The organism is Bacillus sp. BHET2, from assembly GCF_005938125.1.
Lineage (GTDB): Bacteria > Bacillota > Bacilli > Bacillales > Bacillaceae_B > Rossellomorea.
The window spans coordinates 1-13,655 of sequence record NZ_VCQN01000007.1 but is presented as its reverse complement, the minus strand read 5'-3'; the positions used below and the strand labels follow the sequence as shown (position 1 = coordinate 13,655).

The window sequence follows — 13,655 nt, the reverse complement described above, 5'->3', positions numbered from 1 at the left end:
ACATACTCAAGGTATTCTCTCACTGCGAGGAATTCACTTTGTGATTCAGGTGGTAACTCTTTTACATTTACTCCGTTAGAGGTATCAACCCCGATGTTAATTCTTGATACTCTTCTTTATCCAAATCCGCTTTTGATTGAGCAATCTTAGAAACCATTATACCCTAACTAAAAAACAGTTTTCACTTTGTTTAACTGCCATTAACAGGGAAAATAAAATAACTACAATCCTTTATTTCTCCCATAACTCAATCAATCTACCTTCCGGATCTTTAATCCAAATAAACTTACCAAATTCACCAACCTCTTTTTCCTTTGCAAGAGATACACCCATTTGTTCAAGATGTTCAATCATCTCGTTTAGATTATAAACCTGAAAATTTAACATTACTTGCTGTTCAGTTGGGAAGTAGGTGTCATCTTCTGAAAAGAAAGACAAAATTGTATCATTTTCCGGATGAGATTTAATAATCGTCCCATTCCAATTTTCTATCTCAATCTTCAGCACATCACTGTACCATTTTTTTATCTCATCTAGATTTTTAGTCCTCCAAAATATTCCACCGAAACCTTTTATCAACATAATAAGATCGCTCCTTTTCCCCTAAATAATTTTGGTTAAATTATATATTCAAGAAAACAAAACAAACTCCTTCTTTTACCATATCAATAACGCCATAACTGAATAAAGAACCGCAAACCGATCTTCAGTTATAGCCTCCGGTTGTTGAGTAGTTTTATTTCAATGGATATACCAACTCAATACCTTCCTCCGCTTTTAGCGCTTGATAATACCAGTAATTATGGTCAGCTCCGTGAATGCAAAGAATTCTTTTATTTGGGTACTTCTTAGAAGCATTTTTAACCCGTGCAGCCATAATATAGTGTCGGGCATTCCATATAATATTTTGAACGTTGGGATTAACTGAATGTAACCAGTTATACATTTCATTTGTAATTGCATCGTATTTGAATGAGTTAAAAGGGATATTCCCTTCATTCCATGCCGATAGTTTTTTATCATTCCAACTCTCTAACTCTTTCTCTAACTTACTCTTTGTATCTGCATCATACATATCAAAAGGACCCTCTTTAAATACATCTTCTTCAAACCAATTCACTGGAACAAACTTAATATCCTTTTCATGACATAAGGGGAATATCAGATTAGGATACTCAATTTGTGTCTCTCCTAGAATGCCAAATGATTCACCTTTATTTAAGTAGAGCTCCCAGCTTAATGGATGAACTTCTCCACAAATTACATCAGGCTTAAATTCTACTATTAATTCTTTCAATAGGGACAACGGAAAATTATACTTTTTTTGCATTTCTTCATCATGAGTCATTCCTAGAATACCTACAACTGACATAGTTACACATCCTTTATAATAGTAGTGCATGAAACTCTTATTCCATTAACCGATTGTTGAATAAGCTTGTAACTGCAGTAACATGAGGTCAATGGATGTTCTTCCGTTATTGTTGTAATTTAATTTCCTTTACAACCAAGTTTCCAAACGTTTGTATATCCTGTATGTAATCAAAATTTTTATTCTCATATGTGTATAAACTGTTATACATCCTTACAGCAACAACATTAAATTGAGGAATGACAAGACAAGCACAACCAGAAGCCCCAAGTATTTGATTAACTGTTTTTCCGGTAGCTTGCTTGACGATTTTAGCTAATAAGTCAGGACGTTTCCCTTCAATGTTGGTTCCTAAATCAAATACCCTTTGAACCTGTTCATTCTTAATCTTTAAACCAGTACACCTGGTAATCAGATGTCTAACCGTCGTCTCACCTAAAACTTCTTTATCCAATTCATTAAAATAGTCACTGATTTTATCCTCAAGATTTAAGCATCCTTCAAACACAGCTATTGCAGCTGCCAAACCTACATATGTAACCCTAGTTGAATATACGTTAAATTGTGAGGAACGATCTATGTTCCTAGCTCCCATTTCAAAATGATGGGTACCAGAATACCACTCGTATACGATTTTGTTTTCCTTCATAATGACTAACCCTGCCCCAGACGCGTGCATCTTCTCTTTCATTTCTTCAGTATATTTAGTTATATTTTTAAAGGCCTGCTTATTGGACAATCCATTCAAAATTTCCACCCACTTATTTTTTATCGTCTCTAAAATGAGCTACTTAACTAACTATTCAACAAAAAGAGGCGTAACCCTGTTTTAGGTTATGCCTTATTAATCCAGTATTTTTTCAGTTAGACTGCCCCTATAATTGAATATGGACAATAGCCTGTGATCAATTAGCTGATCTTCAGCTATTGTCCCCTTATATGGAATAAGAGCTACATAATTTCTTATTAATTGAAAATTGACGTTAAATAGTCTGCGTGACCTCTTATTAGTTCAACTTCTTCATCAGATGATACCCAAAAGAATTGAAAGGTAAGTCCTTTTTCTCTTCCTCCACCTGTTGGATTGTGTTCCCAATCATCAGCAATTTCATTACAAATTATCTTTTTCTAGAAATCAATTAATGAGAACCCAATAAAGGACAAGAGATATAAAAAGAACATTTTGAAACTCAATTTATAAACACCTCCTGCTTGTGTTCCAGCCCTCTTTAAATGAACAAGTTTATTTTACTGTGATTAATGAATCAGCCATCATTTTAAGTTCTTCATTAGTCACTTTAGTCTCCCTAAACATTACTGCCAATTGTTGAACATCTCCATCGTCAGCCCACTCTAATACTTTTAATTCTTCCTCATCTTTTTTCAAAATTGCTTTTTCCCCATTACTTAACTCGATAGATTCATAACTCTTTGGTGAATCAATTTTATCATTATAATATGTAGTAAAGATAAGATTCACCTTATCACTCAATTCACCATCCACAGGTTCGTACTCCACCGAAGCATAAACAGGGGTAATGGAGAACCTAAAAAATGCAACATTGAAAGGGAACTTTGTTGGCACCTTCATCTTATCTCGAATATCTTCTGGCAACTTGCTTACTTCTTCTTGGAATGATTGAGGATACTTTGTGATTGGTAATTCATATGCACTATGATTGGAACAGGCCACCAGAATGAATATAAGTACTAGGATGAAAATTTTCTTTTCCATATTATCCTCCCCTCATTTAGTTATATGGTAAAAAGAAACAAAAAAGTTTTATTTTCTGAAATATAAACACGTAAAATTTCTTCTCCATTAACCTCCCCAATGAAGGGTTTTCAGAATCAATTAGTTATTCTACCCTTATTGCCCCGTTTGTTGTGCATTTACATATTATTCTTTACTTTTACCTATGAACCATTTAACAGCATCTAAAAGGTTTTCAGCAACATAATCCGGTTCAATCTCTGCCCAGTTGTCCCTGTATTGATTTAGAGAACCATATCCCCATCCTGTAAGCACTAAAACCTTCATGGCTCCAACAGAATGAGCTGCCAACATTTCAGTTGAACCAACGTCACCGATAAATACAGTTTTTGTTAAATCTAACTTATATTTTTGTGATGCTTCCAAAAGCATTCCTGGTTTTGGCTTATGACAATGGCAATCATCATCTGAACGATGAGGACAAATAAATGCATCATCAAATTCAAATGATTGAAATTCCTTATAAAAATCAACGAGAGTAGCTTCTCCTCTACTAATTCTATGTTGATTCGTACAGGCAAAAGATTTAATATTATGATCCTTTAAAATTTGTAATGCAGCTCTACTGAACGAATATAGTGAGAAATCTTTCGGGTGAATAAAGTGTCCAGTACCCCCAATCGTTCCATCACGGTCAACGAAAACTGCTTCAATATTCATTTGTTTGGTATTCCCCCTTATAACGAAATCTTCTGCATGACGGCGTAGCCATGGAGCGGCTCACGCAGAGCTAATAAAATATAATGCATGGTTTCAGACAACGGTAATAATTTATGTTTCATACTCTCACCCTTTATACAGTTCAACTATATAGTTTAGCTTAATAACAATTTATTACAGTTTAACTGAATAGCCAATAGTATTTCTAAAATTCAATTAAAAAAGCCGATTTCCGTTACGTTCGGAAATCGGCTTTCTGAATGCCATATTACCAGTGGGCTTGCAGCTTATTACCATCTGGATCATAAAAGTGGAAAAAGGCATGACCGTTATCTTCTTTTATCTCTTCAACCTTAACTTGATAAGCCATTAAGTGTTGATGAAAATTTTCAAGATCAGAACTTGTAAACCCTATGCCAAATTCTTGTTCTTGATTAACTGTAAAATGGGAAAAGGTTACATCTTCCGTTGGGATGAGGATCAGTAAGAAAGGTCCTTCATTTACTTTGATAGCCGCAAGTTCCTCATTCTGATTTACTAACTGAAGCCCTAACACATCTGTGTACCATTTGGCTGAACGTGCTAGATCTTTCACAGGAATTCTAATGTAATGGACCTGTTCAATGAATGATTTATTCATATGCTTCTCTCCCTTTCAATCTCAAATTCGCGAAATTTATTTATTAGCTTTTTTCTACCATCCAATTTTCTTGAACTGTAAAAACACAATAAACCAATAGCTATAATAATCAGAATTGGAATGATGGCATATTCAGGCATAATAATCGTCCAATAAAGGAGATAAGCACTTATGGCAAATAGAAACCAGCTGATGATTAGTATAAAACTTGAGGTCAGTTCTTTGAATGTATTCATTGGTAGCTCCTCCCTATGAATTCTTTACTTAATCGAAACTGCCTTCCGAAAGATCTTCATACTATATCGGCCCCAATCTTCTTTTAGATCATCAAGATGCACAATACTCCAAGCATTAAAAAAGGTTTGTCCGCGTTTGTTAAAGAAGAAGTGATCGTCTATGCAAAAAGATGCGTGTAGAATGATCCCGTCTGAATTTTCCCAAGTAACCACATCGCCTGCTCTCAAACCCTGAGATGAGATGACGCGATAATGTTCAAGTTCTAATCGTTGAAGAAACGTTTGAGGATGGACCCATTCATGTACGATCCATTCCTGTTGGGTAATGGCGAACAGGGTGGCCGATAAACAATTACTTCCTGCTCTGGATGGAAAGGTGTTTGCAAACGTTATTAAGTGTGGTGGTGTTTTGATTGGATAATCATAGCAAGTCCAATCCTCCCATTGTTGGGCAATATCTTTCATGAGGTCTTCCTTACAACTATAAGAGAGGTCTTCCCACATCGCTTTATGAAGGACTAGATACTCCTCACCCTTCACTTCTATCATATTTCCACTGAGGGATGATGTGTCTACAGAGAAGTCAGAGACTGGATGGATCAATCCCCGACCCACTGCCACTTGAATATGAAAGAGTTCGTTTTTCTTTTCAGCTGGTAGATGATCCACCCAGCCTGGAGGTGTCACAAGTACATAGGCAACTTCCTTTGATAGATTCCAATACTCATAGCTATTTGCAAGTTGTACCTGTTTATAAGATGAATGATTCATGAATTCTTCGTGAGGAATGACCAAGGCATTCCTTACGTATTCTTTAAAACTAGCAAGGTTGGTCTCTGGGAGGAAAAAGAGATCTTTATCTGGTATATACGTTTTTATCCATTCTTTCATAGTATCTGGTGTTGGTTGGATATTTCTTTTCAATTTAAATCACCTATAAAGTCTGGAGTAATGTATGGGCACGATCCTAAAGTAAAAAAGCTAACTTCAGTTAATGCCTCTCGTTTATTGAAATTAAAAAATCCATCCATATTTATCTGATTTCCTCCGCCAGCTCTAAAATAATCCCCTCCGGACCACGAACGGAGCATAATTTATAACTTTCTTCATACTGCTGTATCTCATTAAAGATCTCCGTACCCTTCATTTTCAAATGGGCAACCATGGTTTCAAGATCTTCAACAGCAAAGCAAATATGTCGGATACCCAATGTGTTGGGAAACGTTTTCTGAATACCTTTATCATCTGCCGGTGTACGATAATTGACGAGCTCTATCCATGTCTGACCGTCCGGCATGCCCATCCCTACACATGACGTTTTTACATCTTTAAGGCCAACGACCCTGTCCAACAATTCTCCATCCATCTCCCATTCCGCTTTCACTTCAAGTCCTAAATCAATAAAAAATTCTTTAGCCTTTGAAAGATCATTTACGTTTATACTTACATGATCCATTCTATTGATTTTCATCCTTTACCTCCTATATTCCTGGCAGTTTCAATACCTGTAATTGGTTGTTGAAACTTGCTTATAACTGAATAGGCTTATCTTCTACAAACTGCCCTGATTATTGCTGAATGGCACTAGCCGCTAATGCTGAACAGTTGCCCCCATTCAGTAGGTTGCCATCCATTGTTGCGCATTTCTTAAGCTATTCTTCTTCGATTTGACGGACGATCGCATCGACTACGTGCTCAATCGGTGCAGTTGCATCAATGATCGTTCCATTTTGAGGAATGTCTTCTTTCGTATGATGCAAACGAGCAATTAGCTCCCGTTCCGACTTCTTCCCTCCAAATTCATTTTCCGGTCGCTCGTCCAGTCGTCGGCTTAATGTTTCACTATCAACCTCGAGAACAAACACACCATCAAATAGATCGATAAATTTCGAGAAGTTTCGAGACCCACCGCAGAAAAATGTTACTGGCTCATTCTTGTTATCGACCAACTCTTTTACCTTATCCACGTCCCATATGTGGTTCTCGTGCGAGGCAGTATCGGTCTTTTCACCCGTTTCCGAATCGCCTTGATAGGCCAATTCACGGTCACCATGAATCGCTTGATAACCGCGCCGCTGCAATTCATTACAGACAGTTGTTTTGCCTGTGCAGGAACCCCTTCAATCAAATGATTTCTAACGCCCATTGCTAAACCCACCTTTTTATTTAAAAGACATTGTTCAATAAGTCCTCCAGCTGTGGTATCACAAATTCAAGCACATCTCACCATAATGTTATCATTTTCCCTTTTGAATAAGCCTTTCAAGTTATTTTTAATGAAAAACTTTGGGAGCCCCAGCGATAATATTATTTCCTTTACCTTTATAAACTTTTGGAATCGATTGTTTTAAAAATCCTAGAGTAAACATCTAAAATGTTCGTTTCGTTGACTGTATTATTATAAAGACCATATCCCCAATATGTACCATCCTCACCAGATTGGTAGTATCCAGTAGCATAATCTCCTGATTTTGTAGCAGGAAATTCTTCATAGTCGGTTTCTTCATCTACGAAAGGTACAAAGGATTTTTTCGATTCAATAAAGAAAAATGGGATACCCGATTCCTTGTAAATTTTTGCAAAAGGGGCTTTAGCTGCCTCAGATAAATGATTTTTCATAATAAATATTGCACAATATTCTTCAGAAAGATTCTCTTGGTTTAAATCCTCTAATATGATGTTTTTAAATATTATATTTTTCTCGCGAACATTCGGAGCCTCTCCCACGACACCAATTGTCAATTCTTTCCCTTCATATAGAGGACTATTCTTTATTTCATTTTGATCATCACTACATGCCGTTAAAATTGATAAAACAAGTAATAAAAAGTATATAATCTTTTTCTTCATCCCGTCCTCCTAAAATATTCAAATTTTGAAAGCCGGCATTAATTATCTGATTATTGGTCAATATGTATTTACGCTAATCGTTCTACCTTTCCCTTCACAATTCACGACACCTTTTCTGAAAAGGCTTTCATTTTTCCGTTAACCTATCCAATCATTGAAGAGGCTTCCCTTAACCTCCAAATGTATAACCAAACAAAAAGAACAAGAAAAAAACCGCAAAAATAATACTGATAATTAAGGTAATTATTGATATTGTTTTACCTATGCCAGTTTCTCTTTTAGTCCCTAACAAACCAAATATCAAACCTAAAATTGCGGTTATCGGGGCAAATCGAAGAAAATTCACAATTGCTCCAAAACCATTATTAGAAAATATAGATACCACAAAGAAAATAAACTCGATTACAAAAACCAATAAAATTATAGCTGCAAGTTTGCTTGATAATGTTTTAAACATGTTATCCCCTTTCCCTTGACCTTGCTATTAAAAACCTGATTAAAGTTACACTCTAGATTTTTAGTCCAGTGGTATATATTATTTAGACGTTAGCTGCTCACTTAATGTTTCGAAACAGACCAACTTCCCAATTGAAGAAGGGAAATAGCCGTTGATCAATTAGGTGATGTTCAGTTATTTCTAAATGATTGCCCCCTATGGACTGTCCCCTCTTAATTAGTAAATATAATTATCCTTGGAACTCTTCTGCAAAGATTGAATAGAGCTTTAAGTCTTGGTACTCTCCTTTAGCGAACATTCCTTTTCTAATTAATCCTTCAAAAGACATACCAACTTTCTCCATTACTCTTTGAGAGCCTATGTTTTCAACAAAACATCTGGCTTGGATACGGACCAATCCTAGTTCTGTAAAACCAACTTCAACTATTTTTTGTGTAGCTTCTGTGGTGAGCCCATTACCCCAGTAGTCCTCAGACAGTACATATCCAAGCTCCGCATTATTGTGTTTATGATTAATAGTTACAAAATCAATCGTTCCGATAATCTTTCCAGTAGACTTCAACTCCATACCCCAAAGAGCTTTATTATTTTGACTATAACCTTCAAGTACTGCATCAATAAATCGCTCAGTATCTTCTTTTGATTTATGTGTCTCCCAGCTTACTCTTTTAGAGACATTAGGATTGGAACCATAATAAAAAATATCCTCAATATCTTGTCTATTTATTTTTCGAAGTGTTAAGTGCTTAGTCTCTAATTTCGACAACATTTCAAATTCTTTTAGCAAACTAATCTCCTCCAAAGATTCATGTCTAGATTTACTTGGCATTATTATTCCTCTGTAAACCTGCCCAATAATTGAAGAGGGGCAATAGCCGAATCAACTAGCTGATCTTCGGTTATTGCCCCATTAGTTCAATAAGTACACAATTCTATATAATCAATAATTGGTTTAAATAAACTATACTGTTCAATAAATCTATTCACATTGTTTCCCGAGAAAATAGCTTCAACAGCTAATCGGAACACTACAGCTCTAATAATCATTTCTTTATAAAATTCATTATTAGAAAGAACATCTATCTCAGAAACTTTACTCCCTTGCCAAGCAATACAATCACATACTAATATAGCTTCTGCATATTCAACTGGTGCTACAGTTGGAGAGAAATCAATGACTAAAGGTGGCAAAACTTCCTCAAAAAGAATGTTTCCTGATAAATCCGCATGAACAATTTGTACTTTATAATGTTCGTTTAAGCTTACTTTTAGAAGCAAATCATTGATTATTTTTCTTGTTTTATTAGGTAGCTCTTTCGATATCTCTTCCGTTTGCCATGCTATTCGATGAGCCTTAGCCCAGCGATTATCAACTTGTACCATGTCTTTGACGTTGATATTAGATAAGTCATGGTGAAATAATCTTGCTACCTGAAGTTTCTCTTTGATACGACCGTTTTCTTCCTCACCGCATTCAAACTGAGTACAAATCCAACCTCCACTCACAAATGTACCTTTATTGCTTCTAACAGGCTTCGATAGCCTATAACCTTGAGGATTAAACCTTTCAATAATAGTTAACAACCACTCATAATGCAGAACTTCTTCTACTGGTTTTAATACAGCGTCATTCACTCTTACCGATGTATTCTGTCCACCCAATAGAGGGACAATTTCACCATTTAAATTAAATGAATGAACTGTCTCTTCAGACAGCACCATTTATTCACCTTCATTTCCAGAGTATATTTGAAATTCTAAAACGTAATTTTTATTTATTTTACTCACTCTAGGCTTGTTCAACTATCCTGCTCTTTAACGGATGAAGAAAAAATAGCTGAAGAGTCAGCTGCCGGATCTTCAGCTATTGCCCCCTATACCGGACAAGAATGAATTCGCTTATACTAACCAATCTCTAATTAGTTGTTGTACAATGTCGCGTTTTTCAATAGTGAGCATATGTCCTGCTTTATCTAAAATAACAAAAGTTGAATTAGGAAACTTGTTGAAGAGAAAATCATAATCTTCATACCCGCAAATACTATCTTGTTTACCAAGAATAATTAATGCTGGTTGCTTCAAATCTGAAACACCTAGAAACGGTTCTTCTGTAAAAAAGTATCCCTTTTCTTTCCAATTTGATGTTAAGAACTCTCTGTTAGCTAACAACCGCCCTGGTTGGATTTCCCTAAGAAAACAATCAAGGTTTTCTTTATTTTGGTAAACAAATAGAGTTTCAAAAGTACTTTTTATATCCGAATCCAATGTACTAAGTATTCCTTCATCCTTTTCTAAGATTACTTTGTCAGGTAAATTTCTCTCTTTTAGATGAAGTGCGCTAGCTAGCAAGCATATACTCCTTACTTGTTTTTGTCTAAAATGTAATATTCCTTGAGCTAAATACCCACCAAAAGAAAAACCTAATAAAGAAAAGGTCTCATCAGGAAATACACTATCTATAAAATCTAATATATTCATAAGAATATCATCTGTTGAATTAAGTTTTTCATCAACATCACTATGTCCGTGTGCAGGAATATCTATGTAAATTCTTCGATATCCATTAATATCTTTAAAGACAGGTTCTATCCAAGCCATCATAGCTCGGTGATCTGTTCCCATAGAATGAAGGATTAATAGTGGGGTACCTTCACCTCTATCTTCATAATGAATACTCCCCATCCTAACTTTACAATTCATAATGCTCTTCTCCTATCTCTACACGATCAAATAAAAAATCATTTATATTATGCTGGTGCCGCCAAGTGTATCTTTCAATCTTCATTGTCTAGTTTTCTACTTACATTCTCCAAATCCTTAGTTGATTTTGATCAATAGCCGGAGATCAATCAGCTGTTGTTCAGTTGTTGCCCCCTTTACTTCAATAAGAAACTTTCGATTGATACAAATAAGATAAATATAGATACAACTATACTTAGCCAGCCGTAACCTTTTTGTCCCTTTTGAAATTCCCTTAATCCCATTACCAACATTGTTAAACTTAAAAACAACATCATATATGGTTGAAATTTAAAATTCCCAGTAATCAATCCGTACCCTGCAAGTGAAATAACTGATATTGATAAAATAATGTGCAAAATCTTTAACAATTTATCACCACCTTTTTCTTGTTATCACTTATTACTGCTTGATTGTTCAACTATCCTTCTCGTTAACAGATGAAGAAAAAATAGCTGAAGAGTCAGCTGCCGGATCTTCAGCTATTGCCCCCTTTAATTGAAGTAATAATCCTTTCCCACACTTTGATTAACTCTTGTTACGATATAAGGAATCATTCTATTCCTATAACTCCTCAATCTTTTTAAAAATATCTTTATATAGTACATCTACGTTATTTTTATCATCTAAATAAAAAAACCAAGCATCCTCTTTGTTCGTATTTACATCATTTATGTAAATTGTTGTATGGGAGCCATTATCTAAAGAGTCAAAATTAGCAGTTTCATAAGTAACTCCTTCACTTACAAATGGAAAATGCCTTTTATTCGAATCAAAAAATATAATTGGGGTTTCTAATCCTTTATATGTCTTTACAAACTTATCATCTGATGCTTCCTCAAATACTGATGGTGTTATCATAATTGCATTATAGTTAGAACGAAAATTTGATGTATCCTCATTTAACTCTTTTAATGAAAATAATTCAAAATGGATATTTTCATTTTTTAATTCTGGGATATCACCAATTACTGCAATATTTAATGGAGCTCCTTCGTATTGCACTTCTTCATTCGAACAAGCAACTAAAAATAATAACAAACTGAAAAATAAAATAACCTTTCTCAAACCCTATTCCCTCCTTGCTGAATCTTTCACTAACCTGCCCTTAACTTAATACCAATTATTTCAAAATCGTGGAGCTCATTCAAGAAAAACCTTCCAAAACAAGGGTATATTTTTTAGGGACAAAACCTTGTTGTCTTATTAAACTAGTTTAAATCTCTTCTTTAACAATTTGAGTAGGAGTTACACTATGCTTTTGTCTTGTGTATGAGACTATCGTTAATAAACATAAGAAACCGGCCATAAAGGCAATAACCAGTGTAGTACCAATCACAAGATTTTTGACACCAACTGCTTCACTTAAAAAACCGGCAGATAATATCAATACAATTAGTAACGAACTCTGGAATAAACTCAATGTAGTACCAATCCGCGCCATTTGATGTGACGGTATGCTCTTTTGAATAAATGTTTGAAATCCAGTATTAGCAAATGATGAGAAGAAACCTAGTATGACAAAACCTAAGCTTGCTACAAAAAATGTGGTAGAAAAGGCATAGATAATATATCCTGCACTAAACAGGATAGAACCAAGACCAATCAAATATGAGATGGTAATCTTGCTTGCAAATACAGACATAATTAGAGATCCTACAAGATAGCCGATACCTGTTATGCTCATTAGCAAGCTAAACTGGGTTTCTGTTAGGCCAATTACTTTTTGTGTAAAAATAACTTCCTGTGAATCCAATGCTATCGCTAAGGTCATAATGAATTGAAATAATATATAAACTGCTAAGAAGTAAAGGTTTTTCTTTAGAAAGTTAAATACTATTCTCAAATCATTTAATATGATACTAAAGTATTTCATTTTTCTTTCAATGAATTCAGATTCTAAATGTAAGTTTGGTAAAAACAATATTATGAGCCCTGAAATGAAGAAGGATAAGGCATTACACCAAATTGCAGCTTGATATGAACTAATTTGCACTAATGCACCTGCAATGGCAGGACCGACTACTAATGATCCTGTTATTAGAATTGAACTTATTGAATTGTATCGTAACAATTTATCTTTCGGTACAAGTTGTACTGTATAAGCAGACGATGCAGGCTTAAAAAAAGAACTACACAAGCTAATAACAAATAATAAAAGATATATGGACCACAACTCAGACAAAAATGGGATGATGGCTACAAGACATCCTCTAATTATATCCGTTATGATCATAATGTATTTTTTGTATAATCGATCTACTAAGCTACCTGCCCAAAACCCAGTAATAATACCTGCAATAGGCCCAATGATCCAAAGTCCAGCTACAGCAGCTACAGAATCGGTTTTAGCAAAAATAAACAAATTTAAAGCGACAAGATAAATAAAATCACCAATAAAGGATATACCAACAGCACTCAATAGAAGTCCAGACAATTTCCATTCCCTTAATGATCCCTTCATGACTCTTTAACCACTTCAAATGCACATGACACTTTATATTCCTGTTTATTTCCACTGCTTTTTAATTGACTTTCCCACCTTACGATTAATTGTTCTAGTTCTAGCAGGAATTGTTCTCTTTCTTCTTGGTTTAACATGAGATTGGTTGAAATAGAAGAAGCAGCACTAGAATCTTCTTCTTGAATCACAAATCGAGTAGCTTTTGATTTATAATATTTTTCAAGTATCCCCCCATTTTTCTTTTCTTTGACTAGTTCCAATATTCCTCCCTTATACAATAATTGAATATGGTAATGCACACTTCCAACTGATTTTTCTAATTGCTTCGCGACTTCCTGTGAACGCTAAACTAAAGTTAACACTTTTTGCTCATTAAAAATGAACACATTATATCACCTTCACTAGACCTTCGGTATACTACTATTATTGGAGCATCTAGGGAGGCCAACGGAGTGAAAAAGTG

General features: G+C 34.9%; 19 protein-coding genes and 1 pseudogene. All 20 read right to left on the bottom strand.

Annotation, left to right across the window (positions count from 1 at the left end; translation table 11 throughout):
• Positions 1-231: 231 nt before the first annotated feature.
• The gene (locus FGG79_RS19210) at positions 232-579 is read right to left on the bottom strand and encodes a VOC family protein (protein ID WP_138781477.1); all 348 of its coding nucleotides are present in this window, start codon (positions 577-579) and stop codon (positions 232-234) included.
• A 157-nt stretch (positions 580-736) separates the two neighbouring features.
• Positions 737-1,372: a hypothetical protein gene (locus FGG79_RS19205; RefSeq protein WP_138781319.1), complete on the bottom strand. Its 636-nt coding sequence runs from the start codon at positions 1,370-1,372 to the stop codon at positions 737-739.
• 106 nt (positions 1,373-1,478) lie between these two features.
• The gene (locus tag FGG79_RS19200; RefSeq protein ID WP_240794336.1) at positions 1,479-2,120 is read right to left on the bottom strand and encodes a serine hydrolase domain-containing protein; all 642 of its coding nucleotides are present in this window, start codon (positions 2,118-2,120) and stop codon (positions 1,479-1,481) included.
• Positions 2,121-2,615: 495 nt separating this feature from the next.
• Positions 2,616-3,107 carry a hypothetical protein gene (locus FGG79_RS19195; protein WP_138781317.1) on the bottom strand — a complete coding sequence of 164 codons (492 nt, stop codon included), beginning with the start codon at positions 3,105-3,107 and terminating at the stop codon, positions 2,616-2,618.
• A gap of 165 nt (positions 3,108-3,272) precedes the next feature.
• Entirely contained in the window at positions 3,273-3,806 is a 534-nt protein-coding gene (locus FGG79_RS19190; protein ID WP_138781314.1) for an HAD-IIIA family hydrolase, read from the bottom strand.
• Positions 3,807-3,832: 26 nt separating this feature from the next.
• A pseudogene (locus tag FGG79_RS19185) lies at positions 3,833-3,928 on the bottom strand (PadR family transcriptional regulator); the annotation flags it as partial.
• A gap of 146 nt (positions 3,929-4,074) precedes the next feature.
• On the bottom strand, positions 4,075-4,446 hold the full coding sequence (locus tag FGG79_RS19180) for a VOC family protein (protein ID WP_138781312.1): 372 nt from the start codon (positions 4,444-4,446) through the stop codon (positions 4,075-4,077).
• Positions 4,443-4,682, bottom strand: coding sequence for a hypothetical protein (locus FGG79_RS19175; RefSeq protein ID WP_138781310.1), 240 nt, complete (start codon positions 4,680-4,682; stop codon positions 4,443-4,445). The genes FGG79_RS19180 and FGG79_RS19175 overlap by 4 nt, the downstream gene beginning before the upstream one ends.
• 24 nt (positions 4,683-4,706) lie before the next feature.
• On the bottom strand, positions 4,707-5,606 hold the full coding sequence (locus FGG79_RS19170) for a hypothetical protein (protein ID WP_171051007.1): 900 nt from the start codon (positions 5,604-5,606) through the stop codon (positions 4,707-4,709).
• A gap of 109 nt (positions 5,607-5,715) precedes the next feature.
• On the bottom strand, positions 5,716-6,153 hold the full coding sequence (locus FGG79_RS19165) for a VOC family protein (protein ID WP_138781306.1): 438 nt from the start codon (positions 6,151-6,153) through the stop codon (positions 5,716-5,718).
• A 181-nt stretch (positions 6,154-6,334) separates the two neighbouring features.
• Complete coding sequence (locus tag FGG79_RS19160; protein WP_138781304.1) at positions 6,335-6,763, bottom strand: nucleoside kinase; 429 nt, start codon at positions 6,761-6,763, stop codon at positions 6,335-6,337.
• 241 nt (positions 6,764-7,004) lie between these two features.
• On the bottom strand, positions 7,005-7,532 hold the full coding sequence (locus tag FGG79_RS19155; RefSeq protein WP_138781302.1) for a hypothetical protein: 528 nt from the start codon (positions 7,530-7,532) through the stop codon (positions 7,005-7,007).
• A 169-nt stretch (positions 7,533-7,701) separates the two neighbouring features.
• Positions 7,702-7,989: a hypothetical protein gene (locus tag FGG79_RS19150; RefSeq protein ID WP_138781300.1), complete on the bottom strand. Its 288-nt coding sequence runs from the start codon at positions 7,987-7,989 to the stop codon at positions 7,702-7,704.
• Between the two features lie 229 nt (positions 7,990-8,218).
• Positions 8,219-8,758, bottom strand: a complete 540-nt coding sequence (locus FGG79_RS19145; protein ID WP_138781473.1) for a GNAT family N-acetyltransferase — start codon at positions 8,756-8,758, stop codon at positions 8,219-8,221.
• 146 nt (positions 8,759-8,904) lie between these two features.
• Positions 8,905-9,708: a hypothetical protein gene (locus FGG79_RS19140; protein WP_138781298.1), complete on the bottom strand. Its 804-nt coding sequence runs from the start codon at positions 9,706-9,708 to the stop codon at positions 8,905-8,907.
• A gap of 180 nt (positions 9,709-9,888) precedes the next feature.
• Positions 9,889-10,689 (bottom strand): alpha/beta fold hydrolase, encoded by an 801-nt coding sequence (locus tag FGG79_RS19135; protein ID WP_138781296.1) that lies wholly within the window; start codon positions 10,687-10,689, stop codon positions 9,889-9,891.
• A gap of 176 nt (positions 10,690-10,865) precedes the next feature.
• Complete coding sequence (locus FGG79_RS19130) at positions 10,866-11,099, bottom strand: YczI family protein (RefSeq protein WP_138781294.1); 234 nt, start codon at positions 11,097-11,099, stop codon at positions 10,866-10,868.
• Positions 11,100-11,292: 193 nt separating this feature from the next.
• Positions 11,293-11,796 carry an amino acid oxidase gene (locus tag FGG79_RS19125; protein WP_138781292.1) on the bottom strand — a complete coding sequence of 168 codons (504 nt, stop codon included), beginning with the start codon at positions 11,794-11,796 and terminating at the stop codon, positions 11,293-11,295.
• Positions 11,797-11,944: 148 nt separating this feature from the next.
• The gene (locus tag FGG79_RS19120; protein ID WP_138781290.1) at positions 11,945-13,192 is read right to left on the bottom strand and encodes an MFS transporter; all 1,248 of its coding nucleotides are present in this window, start codon (positions 13,190-13,192) and stop codon (positions 11,945-11,947) included.
• Positions 13,189-13,452, bottom strand: a complete 264-nt coding sequence (locus FGG79_RS19115) for a hypothetical protein (RefSeq protein WP_138781288.1) — start codon at positions 13,450-13,452, stop codon at positions 13,189-13,191. Before FGG79_RS19115 ends, FGG79_RS19120 begins: the two co-directional genes overlap by 4 nt.
• Positions 13,453-13,655 lie beyond the last annotated feature (203 nt).